At 65.0% G+C, this 16,996-nt stretch carries 11 protein-coding genes; 4 read left to right on the top strand and 7 right to left on the bottom strand.

Annotation, left to right across the window (positions count from 1 at the left end; all coding sequences use genetic code 11):
* The gene (gene prsT / locus CLU91_RS03765) at positions 1 to 2,784 is read right to left on the bottom strand and encodes an XrtA/PEP-CTERM system TPR-repeat protein PrsT (RefSeq protein ID WP_100873053.1); all 2,784 of its coding nucleotides are present in this window, start codon (positions 2,782 to 2,784) and stop codon (positions 1 to 3) included.
* Between the two features lie 243 nt (positions 2,785 to 3,027).
* On the opposite strand from prsT, the gene CLU91_RS03760 reads away from it, so the two are divergent.
* Positions 3,028 to 4,320, top strand: a complete 1,293-nt coding sequence (locus tag CLU91_RS03760) for a nucleotide sugar dehydrogenase (protein WP_442906404.1) — start codon at positions 3,028 to 3,030, stop codon at positions 4,318 to 4,320.
* Positions 4,320 to 5,525: an SDR family oxidoreductase gene (locus CLU91_RS03755; protein ID WP_100873051.1), complete on the top strand. Its 1,206-nt coding sequence runs from the start codon at positions 4,320 to 4,322 to the stop codon at positions 5,523 to 5,525. Before CLU91_RS03760 ends, CLU91_RS03755 begins: the two co-directional genes overlap by 1 nt.
* Positions 5,526 to 5,585: 60 nt before the next feature.
* Here the strand turns inward: CLU91_RS03755 and CLU91_RS03750 are convergent, their stop codons facing one another.
* The 3 genes from CLU91_RS03750 to CLU91_RS03740 are packed head-to-tail and all read right to left on the bottom strand — an operon-like array spanning position 5,586 to position 10,287.
* Positions 5,586 to 7,133, bottom strand: coding sequence for a SpoVR family protein (locus CLU91_RS03750; RefSeq protein WP_232730614.1), 1,548 nt, complete (start codon positions 7,131 to 7,133; stop codon positions 5,586 to 5,588).
* Positions 7,130 to 8,320, bottom strand: a complete 1,191-nt coding sequence (locus CLU91_RS03745) for a DUF444 family protein (protein ID WP_100873050.1) — start codon at positions 8,318 to 8,320, stop codon at positions 7,130 to 7,132. Before CLU91_RS03745 ends, CLU91_RS03750 begins: the two co-directional genes overlap by 4 nt.
* Positions 8,321 to 8,322: 2 nt before the next feature.
* The gene (locus tag CLU91_RS03740) at positions 8,323 to 10,287 is read right to left on the bottom strand and encodes a serine protein kinase (protein WP_100873049.1); all 1,965 of its coding nucleotides are present in this window, start codon (positions 10,285 to 10,287) and stop codon (positions 8,323 to 8,325) included.
* A 266-nt stretch (positions 10,288 to 10,553) separates the two neighbouring features.
* Here CLU91_RS03740 and CLU91_RS03735 point away from each other — a divergent pair, with 266 nt between their 5' ends.
* Both CLU91_RS03735 and CLU91_RS03730 read left to right on the top strand, forming a co-directional pair.
* Positions 10,554 to 11,735, top strand: coding sequence for a S1 family peptidase (locus CLU91_RS03735; RefSeq protein ID WP_232730613.1), 1,182 nt, complete (start codon positions 10,554 to 10,556; stop codon positions 11,733 to 11,735).
* Positions 11,736 to 11,905: 170 nt separating this feature from the next.
* Positions 11,906 to 12,241: a hypothetical protein gene (locus CLU91_RS03730; RefSeq protein ID WP_157814577.1), complete on the top strand. Its 336-nt coding sequence runs from the start codon at positions 11,906 to 11,908 to the stop codon at positions 12,239 to 12,241.
* A gap of 72 nt (positions 12,242 to 12,313) precedes the next feature.
* Here CLU91_RS03730 and CLU91_RS03725 read toward each other — a convergent pair whose 3' ends face one another.
* The 3 genes from CLU91_RS03725 to CLU91_RS03715 form a co-directional block, all read right to left on the bottom strand.
* Positions 12,314 to 13,750 carry a catalase gene (locus CLU91_RS03725; protein ID WP_100873046.1) on the bottom strand — a complete coding sequence of 479 codons (1,437 nt, stop codon included), beginning with the start codon at positions 13,748 to 13,750 and terminating at the stop codon, positions 12,314 to 12,316.
* Positions 13,751 to 14,050: 300 nt separating this feature from the next.
* Entirely contained in the window at positions 14,051 to 14,743 is a 693-nt protein-coding gene (locus tag CLU91_RS03720; RefSeq protein WP_100873045.1) for a tetratricopeptide repeat protein, read from the bottom strand.
* A gap of 56 nt (positions 14,744 to 14,799) precedes the next feature.
* The gene (locus tag CLU91_RS03715; RefSeq protein ID WP_100873044.1) at positions 14,800 to 16,902 is read right to left on the bottom strand and encodes a bifunctional 2',3'-cyclic-nucleotide 2'-phosphodiesterase/3'-nucleotidase; all 2,103 of its coding nucleotides are present in this window, start codon (positions 16,900 to 16,902) and stop codon (positions 14,800 to 14,802) included.
* Positions 16,903 to 16,996: the final 94 nt, after the last annotated feature.

Below are 16,996 nucleotides of genomic sequence, written 5' to 3'. Positions count from 1 at the left end.
CTAGAGCTGGGTCAGCAAGGCCTGCGCCTCGGCCCGCTGCGGGAATTCCTTGTTGGCGGCAAGCAGCTGTTCCAGTTGCTTGCGCGCCCCCGGCTTGTCGCCCGATTTCGCCAGCGCCGCGGCCAGGTGGTACTGGATTTCGGGCAACTTCGGCGCCAGACCGGCCGCCTTGCGCAGCACGGTGGTCGCGCGCTTGACGTCGCCCTGTTCCAGCACGATCCAGCCCAGGGTGTCGAGTACGATGGGGTTGTCCGGCACCAGCTTGAGCGCCTGCTCGGCCGTCGCCTGCGCGCGCGGATCTTTTTCTTGCTGGTAAGCCCAGGCCAGGTCGTTCAGCGCCGCCACATTGGCCGTGTCCTTGGCAACGATGTACTGCAGCTGTTCGATGGCTGCGCCGTATTGCTTGGCCGCCAGCTTGGCGCCGGCCAGGTAGGTGCGCACGCCCAGGTCGTCGGGCTTGTCCTTCAGCCAGGCCGCCATGCGCGCATCGGCTTCGCGCAGCTGGCCCGCGGCCTGCATGGCGCGGTACAGCTGCACCTGCATGGGGCCAATATTGCTGAGCTGGATGGCGTGCTGGTACAGCTTGACGGCTTCCTGCGGCAGTTTCTGCGCCATCAGCACGTCGCCTTCGAGCTTGTAGCCGGCCGCCAGCTTCGGCTGCTGTTCCTGCACCTGGCGCGCCACGGCCAGCGCGTCGTGCTGGCGGTTCAGGCCCAGCAGCAGCGCCACTTCGACCACGCGTGCTTCGAGCAGCGTGGGATCGAGCAATTGCGCCCGCTTGGCCGCTTGCAGCGCATTCTGGCGGTCGTTCAGCGCCAGGTGCAGGCTGGCGATGCGCATCTGCAGCGGTGCCGACGCCGGCTGCATGCTGGCCAGCTTGCTGTAGCTGTCGAGCGCCGCCTGCGTCTGGCCGGCGCCATATTCGACCTGTGCCCGCAGGGCCAGCGCATCGGCGTCGCCCGGGTGGCCCGACTGCAGGGTGCGTGCCAGTTCCAGCGCCTTGTCGGGCGCGCCCGTCTTCAGGTAAAAGTTACTCAGCAGCAGGGCCGGCGCGACGGCGTCGGGATTGTCGCGGTGGGCCCGCTCCAGCCAGCGCCGCGCCTCGTCCGTCTTGCCTTGCGAGGCGGCCAGCTTGGCCAGCGCCGCGCACAGGTCGGCATTTTTCGGCGCTTTCGCCAGCGCCCGCTCGAAGCGCTGTTTCGCTAGTTCCGGCTTTTTCCCGGCCAGGTCGAGTTGCGCCAGGTTGTTCAGCGCGGGCAGATAGACAGGGTCCATCGCCAGTGCCTGCTCGAAACTGGCGCGCGCGGCGGGCACGTCGCGCAAGGCCATGTAGACGCCGCCTTTCAGGTTCAGCAGCAGGGGATTCGTGCCTTTCTGCTGCTGTTCCAGCATCTTGACGGTGGCCAGGGCCTTGTCGTTCTGTTGGTTGCGCAGCAAGGTCAGCACCAGCATGGTGCCCACCTGCGGCGTGCTCTTGTCGAGCATGCTGGCGCGTTCCAGTTCGTCGATGGCACGGCTGTTCTCGCCCAAGCCCAGGTGGCTGATGCCCAGCGCCGCATGCAGCCTGGCCGTGTCCGGCGCCAGGGTATTGGCCTTTTCGAAATACGCCGCGGCCTTGTCGTAGCGGCGCGCGCGCAAATGCGCCTCGCCCGCCAGCGACAGCAGTTCCACGTCATCGGGAAAGGTGGATAGCACGGGTAGCAGCAGATCGAGGGCGGCATCCGTCTTGCCGCGCATCAGTTCGATCGACGCCATCATCTTGAGCGCGTACAGATGTTTGGGATAGACGGCCAGGAAGCGCTGCAGATAGCTTTCCGCCAGTTGCGGCGAACCCAGCTTCAGCTGCACGGCGCCGGCCAGCAGAATGGACGGCATGTGCTCGGGCGCCGCCTTGAGCACCAGTTGCAACGATTGCAGGGCCGCCTTGTTCTTGCCCTGGCGGAAATCGAGCATCGCCTGGGTCTGCAGCAAGCCCAGGCTGTTGGGCGCCGTCTTGCGCGCCGTGGCCAGCTGGGCCGCCGCTTCCAGGTAGCGGTTTTCCAGGAGATCGAGGTTGGCCAGGTCGATATGCGCCTGGGTATTGTCCGGCTTGAGCTTGAGGATCTGCATGTAGGCGAGGCGCGCCGCGCCGTTCTTGCCTTGCAGGCGCTGCAGGTCGCCCTGCAGCCGCAAGGCGTCGAGGTTGGCGGGCGCGCTTTTCAACGCCTGGGCCAGCAGCAGCTCGGCCGCCGCCACCTGCTGCTCCAGCGCCGCCAGCCGCGCCAGGCCCAGCAAGGCCTCGACCTGGTCGGGATGGGCTTCCAGCAGGTGCGCAAACACGGCGCGCGCCTCGTCCTTGCGGCCCAGGGCCAGCAAGGCATCGCCGCGCAGGGCCAGCACGCTGGCGGGCTGCGCCGCATCATCGGCGATCTCGGCCAGTACCTTGTCGAACTGGCCCTGCATCAGCCAGGCCTTGCCCAGCAATGGCATCACTTGCTGCGCCGCCATCCCCAGCGACTTTGCCCTGCGCAATTCTTTCTCGGCCGACAGCGCTTCGCCCGTGTCGATATAAATGCTGCCCAGCAGCAAGCGCGCCGCTGCATTGTCCGGTTCCTTTTGCAGCAGGTTTTTCAATTGGATGATGGCGGCGCGCGCCTCGCCCTTCTGGCGGTACTGCTGTGCGTCGGCCAGCAGCGATGCGCTGCTCTGCGTGCCGTGGCACCCCGTCAGCAAGGGTAGCAGCAGGGTGCAGCACAGCGCGGCGGCCGGCAAGCCGGGAAAAGGGCGGGGCAGGGTACGGGCCATGGACGTCTCCGGTAGCGGCGTGCGTGAAAGATGGGCATGGCCTAGCTTAAAAAGATGGGCGCCGCTCTCCTTGATTGCGATCAACAAGCCGCCGATTCTCCGCGCGCCTGCCTGCCGCCGCTCCGTGTTTCTTGTTCCTGCTCAAGAAAGGCCGGGCCGGCGACCGTAGAATTTCCCGGACGGCGATGCTCAGGCCGCAACCATTGGGAGCACATGCATATGGACAGCAAGGTGGATGGCAACGTGAATCACAAAGCCGGCGTGGTGGCGGTGGTGGGGCTCGGTTATGTCGGCTTGCAGCTGGCCGTGGCGTTCGGCATGCGCCAGCGCACCATCGGCGTTGACTTGTCGGCACGCAAGGTAGAAAGCTACCGCAACCATGTCGACCCCACGGGCGAGGTGAGCACGGAACAGCTGCGCGCGGCGCAGTGGCTGAGCGTGGGCTGCGATCCGGCCGAGCTGCAACTGGCCGATTTCATCGTCGTGGCCGTGCCCACGCCCGTCGACAGCGCGCACAACCCCGATTTCTCTGCCCTGGCCGGCGCCAGCGCGGCCGTCGGCCGCCATATGCGGCGCGGCGCCACCGTCATCTACGAGTCCACCGTGTATCCGGGCGCCACCGAGGAAATCTGCATCCCCATCCTCGAGCGGCATTCGGGCCTGCGCTGGAAGGAAGATTTTCATGTGGGCTTTTCGCCCGAGCGCATCAACCCCGGCGACAAGGACCACACCCTGCACAGCATCCGCAAGGTGGTCTCGGGCGACGACGACGCCACCCTGGACAAGGTGGCCGCCCTGTACGAAGGCGTGGTCGCGGCCGGCGTGCACCGGGCGTCGAGCATCCGCGTGGCCGAAGCGGCCAAGGTCATCGAAAACACGCAGCGCGACCTGAACATCGCACTGATGAACGAACTGGCCATCATCTTCGACCGCATCGGCATCGATACGCTGGAAGTGCTGCAGGCGGCGGGCACGAAATGGAATTTCCTGCCGTTCCGTCCCGGCCTGGTGGGCGGCCACTGCATCGGCGTCGACCCGTATTATTTGACGCACAAGGCGGAAATGCTCGGCTACCATCCGCATGTGATCCTGGCCGGACGCCGCATCAACGACGGCATGGCCAAATTCGTGGCGGAAAAGACCATCAAGGAAATGGTGCGCGCCGGTTTCAAACTGAAGGGTTCGCATGTGAATGTGCTGGGCCTGACCTTCAAGGAAAATTGCCCCGACCTGCGCAACTCGAAAGTGGTCGACATGATCCACGAACTGCAATCGTACGGCGTGCAGGTGCATGTGCACGACCCCGTCGCCGATGGCCGCGAAGCGCTGGAAGAATATGGCTTGACCCTGGAAAGCTGGGAACAGCTGCCGCGGGCCGAGGCCATCATCAGCGCCGTCTCGCACCAGGCCTTGCTGGCCCGTCCGCTGGCCGACTTCCAGGCCAAGGTGCTGGAAAACGGCTGCTTTATCGACATCAAGTCGCATTTCGACCCCCGTCCGCTGGAGGACGGCGGCCTGCACGTGTGGCGGCTGTGATGGCGGCCGGCGCTTTCGATGCCGCAGCAGACACGGCGCAGGGGTCAGCCGGTGGCGTGGCGGGCCCGGCTGCCGGCACCTACGCGCAAGCGTGCGCGCAGCTTGCCAGCGAACCGCGCCGCTGGCTTGTGACGGGCGTGGCTGGCTTCATCGGCTCGCACCTGCTGGAAACCTTGTTGCAACTGGGCCAGGAAGTGCGCGGCCTGGACAACTTTATGACGGGCCACCGGCATAACCTGGAGCAAGTGCGCGCCAGCGTGGGCGAAGCGGCATGGCGGCGCTTCACCTTCATCGAAGGCGATATCCGCGACCCGCAAACGTGCGCGCGCGCGTGCGGCGCACCAGCGCCGGCCGCCAGCAATGGCGACGGCGACGGCGAGGCAGATGGCGGCAGCAGCTTGGGCGAGCACGGCCGTGCCGATCCGGGCGGGTCCGTCACCGTCGATGTTGTGCTGCACCAGGCGGCGCTCGGTTCCGTCTCGCGTTCGCTGGAAGACCCGCTGCTGTGCCATGCCGTCAATGTCAGCGGTTTCCTGAACATGCTGGCCGCCGCGCGCGACGCGGGCGTGCAGCGCTTCGTGTATGCCGCGTCCAGCGCCACCTATGGCGACCATCCGGCCTTGCCGAAAGTGGAACAGCACATCGGCGCGCCCCTGTCGCCGTATGCCTTGAGTAAATATGTCAATGAACTGTACGCGCAGGTGTACGCGCGCTGCTACGCCATGCAGACGGTGGGGCTGCGCTATTTCAATGTCTTCGGCCCCAGGCAAGACCCGCTGGGCGCCTACGCGGCCGTCATTCCCCGCTGGATCGCCGCCATGCTGGACGGCCAGGCCGTGCACATCCATGGCGACGGCGCCACCAGCCGCGATTTCTGCTTCGTGCACAATGCCGTGCAAGCCAATCTCCTGGCCGCCACGCGCACCGACCCGGCAGCCGTCAACCAGGTCTACAACGTGGCCGTCAACGGCCGCACCAGTCTGACCCAATTGCACGCCAGCATGCAGCAGATGTTGCTGGCCGCCGTCCCGCAGCACGTGCCGCTGGCACCCGAATATGGCGAATTTCGCGCCGGCGATGTGCGCCATTCGCAGGCGGACATCACCAAGGCGACGCGCCTGCTCGGCTATGTGCCCACGCACGACCTGGCGCAAGGCTTGCGGCACACCATCGACTGGTATGTGGCGCAGGCGGGCCTGGCTTGAGGGACGGGCCGGCCATGCCGAGGGACACGCTGGCCGGACACGCTGGCCGTGCGTGAGCGTTCAATATTGCACGGGCGGCGCTGTCGGCGTTGCTGACGTTGTTGATGACGCTGCCGGCGCGGGTGGTTCCGGTATGCCCTCGCTCTTGCTGCGCAGAACGCGCGGCGTGCCCCGAAAATCAGCCGTATGCAGGGTGACGGGGCGGCGCCAGATGCGGGCAATGTATGTCAGTACCTGTTCCGCCCGCTCCAGGTCGAGGCCGCGCCCATCGCGCTGGTGATCGTGGCGCAGCACCAGGCTGCCGTCGTCGTTGAGCAGGGTGACGGCGATGCACGGCGCGCCATAGTTGTATTTGGGCGCCAGGATGGCTTCGCGGATGGCCCGCAAGTCGCGGCTGGCCAGGCGCGTTTCGCCGTCGCGGCGGCTTTCATGCACGAACAGGCCCAGGCGGTCAGCCAGTTCCCCGTCCAGATAGTTGCGGATGAAACTGTAATCATCGTCGTCGCGGCAAATCTGGCGCGCCCGCGCCAGTCCTTCGCGCTCGATGATGTGCTCCCACATGCAAAAGCCCAGGTGATAGGGATTGACGGCCAGCGCCTGCTGGTGCTCGCCCGCAAAAGGGCGCACCACGTCCGAATGCGACTTGATGGCGGACAGATACAATGCGGGAGGCAGGAAGTCGGCTTCGCGCAGCAGCCGCGCATGCCAGTACGAGGCCCAGCCTTCGTTCATGATCTGGCAGGCGTACACGGGATAGAAGTAGAACGACTCTTCCCGCACGGCCAAAAAAATGTCGCGTTCCCAGTCGGCCAGCTCCGCCCCATACTGTGCGATGAACCATAATAAATCGTACTCGGCTTGTGGTGGCAGGAGCGGGCGCTGCGTCACGCGTGCCCGTGCCGCCTCGCGCGCCGCCAGGGTGGCTGCCTCACCGGGCAAGCGCCGGTAGCGCCGGTCAAACGGGTCGTCAGCGGCGGCTTGGTCTAGCGTGCCCGCGACGCCGGCCGGCCCCGATGCCGCAGCATAGGGCGGGCGGTGCAGCTCGGCATGGATGTCCACGTGCTGTTCCAGCGCCAATGCCGCGTCGAGCACGGCTTCCACCTGCTCTTGCCCGTGGCGCTGCAGCGCTATTTCCAGACGCTGCGCCCGCGCCGCGCTTTGTTGCAGGATGTGCTGGCCCGCCATGGCGCCGAAGCGCAGGAACAGGGCATTGCGGCTGGCAAAGTCGGCGTGACCGAGCACATGCGCCATGACGAGGGTGTTTTCGGCCACGGAATTGTGTTCCGCCATGTAGGCATGGCAAGGGTCGCCGGGAAACATGACTTCGAAAATGTGCGAATTGCCCATCTTCTGATGCACGAGCTGGTGGATGTAGCGCACGCCGAACGACCAGTGGCGCATGCGCACGGGCAAGCCATAGATGGCGATCTCGTTCATGAAATTGTCCGGTACCAGCTCGAACTCGACGGGCGCAAATTCCAGGCCCAGTTCCCGCGCCAGTGCTTCGATGTGGGCCGCGTAGCCGTCCAGGCTCATGGTGTCGACGCTGTCGGCCTTGTTGGCCTGGTCTGGCGCACCGCCGTGGTTCAGGGCGTCAGGCCGCGTCATGATGCTGTCTCCGTGTCGGCCGCTTCGTGCTGGAAGAACGTGCGGATGGCCGCCCACACATCGTCAGGCTTGCTGAGGATGCTGCTGTGCAAGGGCAAGCCCCGCCGTTCCTGCTCGGCGCACAGGCTGTGCATTTCCGTTTCCAGGCTGCGCGGCATGCCGGGCAAGGTTTCCACGTAGCCCATATAGTTGAGCAAGGCGGTCAGTTCGCCCAGGCCCAGGCTGGCGGCCGCCCGGTCTTCGCTGAAATTCTCGCCATCGGAGGCATAGAACAGATAGGCGTTGTAGCGCCCCGGCGCGTAGTGTTGCTGCAGCAGTTCGCGGCTCAGCTGAAAGGCGGTCGATGCCATGGTGCCGCCCATGCCGTTGACCTGGAAGAATTCGGCTTCGGAAAATTCCCAGGCGCGCGTCGTATGGGCGATGAAGCGCGTTTCCACGCGCGCATACCTGCGCCGCAAGCCCTGCAAGGCAAAGAAAAAGAAGGATTTGGCCAATTTGCGCTCGGCTTGCGCCATGCTGGCCGACACGTCCAGCACGAAAAACACGACGGCATTCGTGCTGGGACGGGGCTGTGCCAGCACCTGGCGGTAACGCAAGTCATCATTGGTGAAGGGGACGGGCTGCGCTTGCAGGGCGCGCCGCTTGATCGCTTCCTTGACGGTGCGGCGCCGGTCCAGGCGTGAGCGGGCGCCATGGCGGTCCAGGCCGCTGTGCACCAGCCGCAGGTCGTCGATCGCGCCCAGGTGGCGGGGTTTGAGGTGCGGCAGCTCGAAAGCGTCCCACAGCCAGTCGAGGATGTCGTCGATGGGAAACTCCAGTAGCAGGCGCACCTCCCCCTCGCCATCGCCGCCTTCGCCTGGCGTTCCGCTCCCGCCCGTGGCAGCGGGATGGGCCGCGCGCACGATATCGCCGGGCTGGCCATCGCCCTGGCCCGCGCCCACGCTGTTGCGCGCGGGCGCCAGGCGGAACCGCGCATGGTCGAGCAGGCGCATGGGCACTTGCACCGTGCGCTGCTGCGGTCCACCGATCAGGTCAGGCGTGGCGATCAGCTCGGGCAAGTGCGCCTGCACGGCGTCGCGCACCTTCTGGTTGTGGCGCAGCCAGTCGCGCGCGCCGCGCGAGAACAAGCCGTACCAGGGTCGCGCCAGGGCCGGCGCGGCGGAAGCAGGCGAGGTCGTGGCGGCCATGCTTATTCCTGCGCCAGCAAGGTGGTCACGTAGTTGAGCGCTTCGCGCGCGCTATGGGCGTCGTAGCCATATTCGTCCACCAGTCGCTGCTCGACGGCGGAGATCCTGGCCCGCACGTCATCGTCGGGGCGCTTGGCCGAACCGACCAGGCGCAGCACATCGCGCCGCTGCTCGAACAGATATTGCTGGATGGCATCGTGCAATTGCGCATGGCTGCCCAGTCCAAAGGCCTCGCCCCGCTTGAAGGCGCTCATGGCCTTGCGCACCACTTCCTGGCGGAACGATTGCTTGCCCGCGTCGCTGATATGGATTTTTTCTTCCACGGCGCGCAGGAAGCGCTCGTCGGGACGCCGCTCTTCGCTGGTGATGGGGTCGCGGATCTGGCGGTTGTCGAGCATGGCTTCGACTTCATCGAGATATTTGTTCAGCAAGTCCTGCGCTTCTTGCTCGAATGACACGAACAGGGCCTTGTGCACGTCGGCCTTGACCCAGCGGTTATAGAAATCCTTGCGCGTGAGCACCAGGTAATCGACCCACTGGCGCTTGCGCCGCGGTTCGATGCGCGCATCGCTTTCGATGCCATCCTTCAGGGCCAGCAGCACATCCATGGTGGAGAGGCTGTTGCGCTGGGCGGAAATGATGGCGTGCGACAGCGCATTGATGACGAAACGGGGCGACACGCCCGACAAGCCTTCGTCGGGCGACTTGTCGCGCTCGCGCAGGCGGCGGATATCGGCATGCTGCAAGTCGTCGACGTCTTCGTCCGCATACACGCGCAGCTTCTTGACCAGCTCGGCTTCCTTGGCCTCGCCTTCGGGCAGGCGGCTGAGGATGGCGAACACGGCCGCCGCATGCAACACGTGCGGATCGAGGTGCACGTCGCGGAAAGCGGGCGCGGCCGCCTGGATCAGCTTGCGGTAAATGCGCGCTTCCTCGCGGTAATTGAGCGTGTACGGCACTTGCACGATGACCATGCGGTCGAGCAGCGCCTCGTTTTCGCTTTCTTGCAGGAATTTGCGAAATTCGGCCAGATTCGTGTGCGCGAGGATGGTCTCGTCGAGGTAAATCAAGGGAAAGCGCGACACCTTGACATTTTTTTCCTGCGTCAGGGTGAGCAGTAAATAGAGGAATTCGCGCTTGACCTTGAGGATTTCGATCATTTCCAGCATGCCGCGGCTGGCCGCATACACGGCGCCGGACCAGGACCAGGCGCGCGGATCGCCTTCGTCGCCGTACTGCGCCACTTTCGACAGGTCGACGGAGCCAACCAGGTCGGCCAGGTCGGCCGTGGTGGGGTCGTGCGGCGCATACGTGCCGATGCCGCAGCGGCCCGCCTCGGACAGGTGGATGCGTTCGACGGGCATGCGCAGGAAGTCGCCCGCGTACTGTTCTTCCAGCCGGGCGCGGCAATGGGGGCACAGTTCGCCATGCAGCTCGGCGTCATAGCTGGCGCGAAAGTCGGCGCGCATGCTGTGCGGCACCAGGTGCAGCGGCGACTCGTGCACGGGACAGCCGGCGATGCCGTACAGCGCGCCTTCGGTGCTGTGGCTGTATTCTTCCAGCCCCCGCTTGAGCAGGATCACCAGGGTCGACTTGCCGCCCGATGGCGGTCCCAGCAACAGCAGCATGCGCCGGCCCACTTCAGAGCCGGCGGCCGCCGCCTTGAAATAGGCGGCCACGCGGTCGATCGCCTCGTCGATGCCGAACAGCTCGTCGTCGAACAGGCGGCAGCGAAAGCGCCCGCTGTCATCGGTCTGGCCGTTCCAGCGCATCATGTCCCACAGGTACTGGTGCGCGCTGCGCGTCAGCAGGGCCGCGCGGCCGGGCAGGATTTGCTCGATAAAGTCGGCAAAACTGCCGCGCCATGGGCTGATGCGGTGTTTTTCCGCCCAGGCCGCCATGCCGTGCATAAAACCGGCATGCTGACCTGCTTGCTCGCCCGCGGGCGCGTCGTCGTGGCGTGTCATGCCAGGGCTCGTCATTGTTTCCCCATCCATACCGTTGCCGGCGTTGCTGCCGTGGAGCAGGCCCGGTTCCAGCCTGTCAGTCAAGTATATGGCGGTGCCTCTGTCCGCACGCCTGATCTCGCTCAACCTTGACGAGGGAACTATTTTTGCCCTCGCTTGGCCCTTTTGGCGCAGGGCCGCCGCGTGCCTGCGCAGTTCAATCCAGATCAATACCGGCCGGCGCGGCCAGCCCACACTGGTGTTTCGGAACGACCCACGAGGAGAACATGATGATCGGCAACGAGAACGGTTTCAGCACCCCGCCAGGCAGCAGTGGCCGGGGGCAAAGCGCGGACGATGAAGAGGCCATCGGCCAATTCTCCGCCCCCGGCGAAGACGACAATACGATCGAGAGCGCATCCGTCGCGGACATGCCCGACGCCTTGAGCGGCGTCAGCATGGAATTGCTGGAAATCAAGCGCAGCATCGAAGACGGCATGCGCCAGGGCCTGGCGCAGGCGGCCGGCGTGCGCGCCGCCGATGCCTTCAGCGACGGCGGCAATATCCAGGGCGTGTCCATCGGTCTGGGCGAGGGCGCCAGCGACAGCTCGTCCGGCGAACCGGGCTTGCCAGCCCTGACCCTGTACGTGGCCGAACCGACGTCCGTCGATCGCGCCAAGGCCGCCATCGTGGGGGCCATGGGCGTGCGCGCCGTGGCCAGCGACCGGGTGCCCGTGAATATCGTCGTCACGGGCGTGATCGATGCGCAGCCCCACCGTTTCCGCTTGCGCCCGGCGCCGGGCGGCGTGTCGGTCGGGCATTTCCGCATCACGGCCGGCACCATCGGCTGCCTGGCCGTGGGGCGCAGCGCGCCGCGCAACAGCCGCTTGATGATTCTTAGCAATAATCACGTGCTGGCCAATTCCAACGGCGGCGTGTTCAACGACTGCATCGTGCAGCCGGGCCCCATCGATGGCGGGCGCTGCCCGCAAGACCAGGTGGCCGTGCTCGAGCGCTTCGTGCCCATCAATTTCGGCGGCGGCGTCAACTTCGTCGATTGCGCCACCGGCTGGGCCTGGCCAGACCGCGTACGTCACGAACTGGTCTACCTGAGCGGCGGCGTGCCGGCGTACTTCCGCATCAGCAATGCGCTGGTGGCGCCGGCGTTGGGCATGCTGGTCGGCAAGTCCGGGCGCACGACGCAATTGACGCAGGGCCGCATCACGGGCCTGGGCGCCACCATCAACGTCAATTACGGCGGCGGCAGGATCGCGCTGTTCCAGGACCAGATCGCCATCACGGGCGTCAGCGGGGCATTCAGCGCGGGCGGAGACTCCGGCTCATCCATCTGGACCTGGAACCAGCAGCGTAACCCGGTTGGCCTGCTGTTCGCCGGCGGCGGCAATATCACGTTTGCCAACCAGATGCGCCGGGTGGTGGTGGCGCTCGACATCAATTTGTACACTTGAGCATGGTCACAGAAAACGGCGAGGCGCCGTGATGCTTCCTTGCACTGCGCCACCTTTTGCACGATGATGATAGGGTCAGGTGTGGCTGCCATGCATGGCTTGGCGGGCAAGAGGCGCTGCCGCGCCGCCTTGTTCCACGCGTGCCATGAGCAACATCAGGAGGATGTGTCATGTCAAACAGTAAATTTGTAACAGCACCTTACGCCGTCTTCGAGGATGCGGCCATGCCGTACCTGCCGGACGAGGCGAGTGGCCACGCGGTGGCGGGCCTCTCGCATGTGGCGCCGCCGCCGGGCCGGCTGGAAGCGGCAAAGCGGCGCAACGAGCGGGCCCTGATGGCGATCGATGGCGTCGAAGGCGTCAGCCTGGGGCAAACCGCCATCGGCGGCGAAGCCCTCGTCGTGTATTTGCGCGATGCCTCCGTCAAACGGCGCGTGCCATCGCAGGTCGATGGCTATCCGGTGGAAACGAGCATCACGGGCCAGATCGACATCCAGCGCTGGTAGGGCGTGGTGGCGTAGAAGAGGAAGGCAAGAAAAGCCCGCTTGCGTGCCTTCCTTGCCCTGCGTGCGCCGACCCTATTTGCTCAGGCGGGCTATCGCTTCGGCCACGCCCGCGCCATACGCGGGGTCGCACAGGGTGCAGTTGCCGATGTGGCGTTGCTTGACTTGCTCGGAGGCTCCCGAGATGGCGCGCGCCGTATTGTCGAACAAGGCTTGCTGCTGCGCCGCAGTCATCAGGCGGAACAGGGCCCGCGGCTGCGAATAGTAATCCTCGTCGACCCGGTGGTTCCAGTGGTCGGCCGCGCCCTCAATGCTCAGCGGTGGTTCGCGGAAGTCGGGCTGCTCGGCCCATTCCTGCTCGCTGTTCGGTTCATAGCCCAGGGTGCCGCCCATGTTGCCGTCGACGCGCATCTGGCCGTCGCGGTGATAGCTGTGGAACGGGCACTTCGGCGCGTTGACGGGGATATGGCTGTGGTTGACACCGAGGCGGTAGCGCTGCGCGTCGCCATACGAAAACAAGCGGCCTTGCAGCATCTTGTCCGGCGAAAAACTGATACCGGGCACCACGTTGGCCGGGTTGAAGGCCGCTTGCTCCACTTCGGCAAAGTGGTTGTCGGCATTGCGGTTCAGTTCCAGCACGCCCACTTCGATCAGCGGATAGTCGCCGTGCGGCCACACTTTCGACAGGTCGAAGGGGTTCAGGTGATACGTGCCTGCCTCTTTTTCCGGCATGATCTGCACGTACAGCGTCCAGCGGGGGAAATCCTTGTTTTCGATGCTCTCGTACAGGTCGCGGTGCGAGCTTTCGCGGTCCTTGCCCACCAGCGCCTCGGCTTCGGCGTCCGTCAGGTTTTCAATCCCTTGCTGGGTTTTAAAGGTGAACTTGACCCAGAAACGCTCGTTTTGCGCATTCAGGAAGCTGAAGGTATGGCTGCCGAAGCCGTGCATGTGGCGGAAGCTGCGCGGCAAGCCCCGGTCGCTCATCACCACCGTCACCTGGTGCAGCGCTTCGGGCAGCGAGGTCCAGAAGTCCCAGTTGCTGTTGGCGCTGCGCAGGCCCGTGCGCGGGTCGCGCTTGATGGCGTGATTCAGATCGGGGAATTTCAGCGGGTCGCGCATGAAGAACACGGGCGTGTTGTTGCCGACCAGATCCCAGTTGCCTTCTTCCGTGTAGAACTTCAGGGCGAAGCCACGGATATCGCGTTCCGCGTCCGCCGCGCCCCGTTCGCCGGCCACCGTGGAAAAGCGCGCAAACATGGGGGTTTGCTTGCCGACGGCGCCAAAGATTTTCGCCCGCGTGTAGCGCGTGATGTCGTGCGTGACGGTAAACGTGCCATGCGCGCCGGAACCCTTGGCATGCATGCGGCGCTCGGGGATGACTTCGCGGTCGAAGTGGGCCAGCTTTTCCAGGAACCACACATCTTGCAGCAGGGCAGGGCCGCGTGGGCCGGCCGTCTGGATGTTCTGGTTGTCGACGACAGGCGCGCCAAAGGCGGTGGTCAGCTTTTTCATTGGACTCTTTCTTGATAGGGAGGTCGACGGACGAGCCAGGGCCTGCCCAAACACTGGCTGGGCTGAGCGTATGCGACGCTCACCTTGGCTGGTCCAGAGTAACAAATTTCTAAAAAGCAAATTCAGCGTGCGATTGCGAGGCTGGCGACAGCCCCGCCGCGTCCGGGAACGCAGCTAGGCCATCATAGCCCCTCGGCAATGTCTAGTCCAACACGATTGATCCAGCGCAAAGCACAGCGTGATTTTCTGGCGCGCTGGCGAGATGTGACCATCGTGCAATATGGTTTGGCCTTGATTGGCTTAAAACTTGTTCCAGTTATTGTGCCGGTGCTCCGTCGCTTCCTTCATCAGGTGGCCCGCGCGCAGCGCGTCGTCCGCCTGCACCGTCATGGCCAGCTCCTGGATGGCGGGCGGATATTCGTGGTGGGCCGCTTCTTCCAGCAGGGCATGGGCCTTGGCCAGGTCGCGCGGCACGCCGCGGCCTTCGCGGTAGGCGTTGTAGAGCAAAAACATGGCATGTGGATTGCCCAGTTCGCTCGACTTGTCCAGCCAGCGGGCCGCTATCACGGGATCTTGCGGCACGCCTTCGCCATTCGCTGCCAGCAGGCCGAGCATCAATGCCGCCTTGGCATGGCCCTGCTGCGCCGCTTGCCGGTACCACAGCCAGGCCTGGCCGGGCGTGGCCGCGCGCAGCATCTGGCCCAGCTCGAATGCGGCTTCCGTATCGCCGGCGCGGGCCGCCTGTTCGAACAGACTCAGCGCTTCGGCCCGGCGTTCCGGACGGGCCTGGTAAATCAGTGCCAGTTCGCGCTCGGCGACGGGCATGTCCTTGCCGGCCCAGCTGCGGACCTTGCGCTCGGCCTGCTGGTCGCCCGCCTGGCGCGCATGCATGGCCACGGCTTCGATTTCCGCCGACGTGGGCGGTGGCGACGACTGGCAGGCTGCCAGGACAGTGGCCAGGACGACGGCGGGGAGGGAGAGTGCATGTTTCATCGGGATCACCTTGCAGAATGAGGGGCCGGAACTGCAGCAGTTCCGGCCCATGGACCTTATTTGCTCAGGTCGATGCGGTACTTGGCAAAACCGCTGGCGTCGAGGCCGCCTTCGGATGCCACGTTGGCGATGCCGCTGCCTTGCGCCAATGCCAGGTGGCCCGGTGCCGAGCGCAGAATCACGGGACCGGCCGTGGCCGTCTTGACGAAGCTCCAGCTGCGCGCGCTGCCATTGCTTGCCAGGGTCACCTTGCCGCCCTTGGTGCTCAGCGACGCCAGGTAATTGCTGACCACGGCCTGGTTCGCATCGGGCGACTTGATGATGGTCTTGCTGCCATCGATGCCCGGCACGGCGCCGCCGCCACCGGCGCGGTAGTCGTTGGTGGCGACGATGAAATCATCGCCATCGGCCACGGGTGCGCCCTTGTACGTGAGGTTGACGATGCGGCTGCCCGGTTTTTTCGTCACGTCGATCTGGTACGTGAGCGCATTGTTTTCCGCATAGAACACGTCGTAGTTGTAAATCGTGCCATACGACGGCACCAGGTCTTGCTCAGCAGTACTGGCCGGATCGATCTGGCCAAATTGCTTGGCCGACGTTTCCAGCCACGCCTTCAAGTCCGCGCCCTTGATTTTCACGGCTTGCAAGTTGTTGTTGCTATACAAATACAAATCACCCGGATTGCGCACCTGCAAGCCGATCGGCGCAGCTGGCGTCGCACCTGCGGCCACGTCCGTGAAGTCCGATGGCCCGTTGCGGCCCGCCTTGAATGGCGCGCTGCACGAGATGACGGGGATATTCTTGTAGCTGGACAAGGTCGCATCCGTGCTGGTGGCGATGAAGTTTTTTACATAGTCGAGCTGTGCCTGGTTGACCAGCTGGATGGCGCTGACGTCGCCCACCAGCGCAAAGTACGCCGACATCTCGAAATCCGTGCTGATGCCCAGCGGCTGCCTGGCGTAGGCGATGGTGGCTGCGTGCTCGATGGCCACCAGCGGCGCGATGGCCGGGTCGGCTTTCACGAGGGTCTTGCCATCCGCGTACTTGAAGCCGCGCGATTCCACCGTCGTCTTGGCTGGCTGCACCACCCATTTTCCGGCCTGATACACCATCGTCAGCTTGATGATGCCCAGGCGGCGGCCCCAGCTTTGCGCCATGACGGTCGGCACGCCGTTCACGAAGCCGTTGACGGCGTCGATCTTCGCGCTGGCGGGGAAGGCGGCAAACGAAGCGTCCAGCGCGGCCGCGCCTTCTTCCTTGCCTTTCGGGAAGATCAAGTGCGAATGGCCGATCATCAGGGCATCGATGCCCGTGCTGGTCAAGTGATAGCTGCCGTTTTCCATCTTCGGGCTGTAGGCGCTCGTGTCCAGGCCGCCATGCGACAGGGCCACGACGAGGTCGGCACCCTTGCTGCGCAATTCCGGCACATACTGTTTCGCCGCTTCCTGCACGCCCGTCACGCTGACCTTGCCAGCGAGTACTTTTTGATCCCATTCGAGGATTTGCGGCGGCACAAAGCTCAGCACGCCCACATTGATTTTGACGGTCAGCTTGCTGCCATCGGGCGCCGTGGCGGCGAAATCGCGGGGCAGCAGGGTGTAGGGCTGGAAGATGGGCTTGCCGCTGGACACGCCGACGACATTGCTCAGCACGGAAGGGAAGGCGGGCGCGCCGCAGGTACCGGTCGGCTTGGCCACGCCGGGTATGCCGAAATCCGTGTTGGTGATCTGGCTCAGGTAAGGCAAGCCATAGTTGAATTCGTGGTTGCCCATGCCGCCCGCATCGTATTTCAGCGCGTTCATGGCCTTGTGCACGGCCAAGGTGCCGGAGCAGGGCACGGGTGCGGCCACGGCCTGCAAATCGGCGAGCAGAGTGCCCTGGATGACGTCGCCATCGTCGAGCAGCACATTGTTCGGGTTTTCCGCGCGCGCCGCCTGGATCAGGGTCGACGTGCGCTCCAGGCCCAGACTCGTGTCTTCGGCCAGCGCGTAGTAGTTATAACTGAGAACGTTCGAGTGGATATCGGTGGTTTCCAGCAATGCCACCGTGACCGTCGTGCCCTCGGGAATGGCCGGCGCCGCCGGCGTATTTGAACCGCCATTGCAACCGACCAGTCCTACACTTGCCAGCGCCGCCAGCATGACCCAATTTGTTTTCATTACCGCCCTCGGAAAGATTCAAAGGACGCGACTGTAACGCCGCCATATGACGCGGCGATGACAGCCGTGCAGGGCGCATGGCTGCAGGTGGGCG

This window comes from Janthinobacterium sp. 64, from assembly GCF_002813325.1.
GTDB lineage: Bacteria > Pseudomonadota > Gammaproteobacteria > Burkholderiales > Burkholderiaceae_D > Janthinobacterium.
The sequence above is the reverse complement of the archived record's forward strand: the minus strand, read 5'-3'. Positions and strand labels throughout refer to the sequence as shown.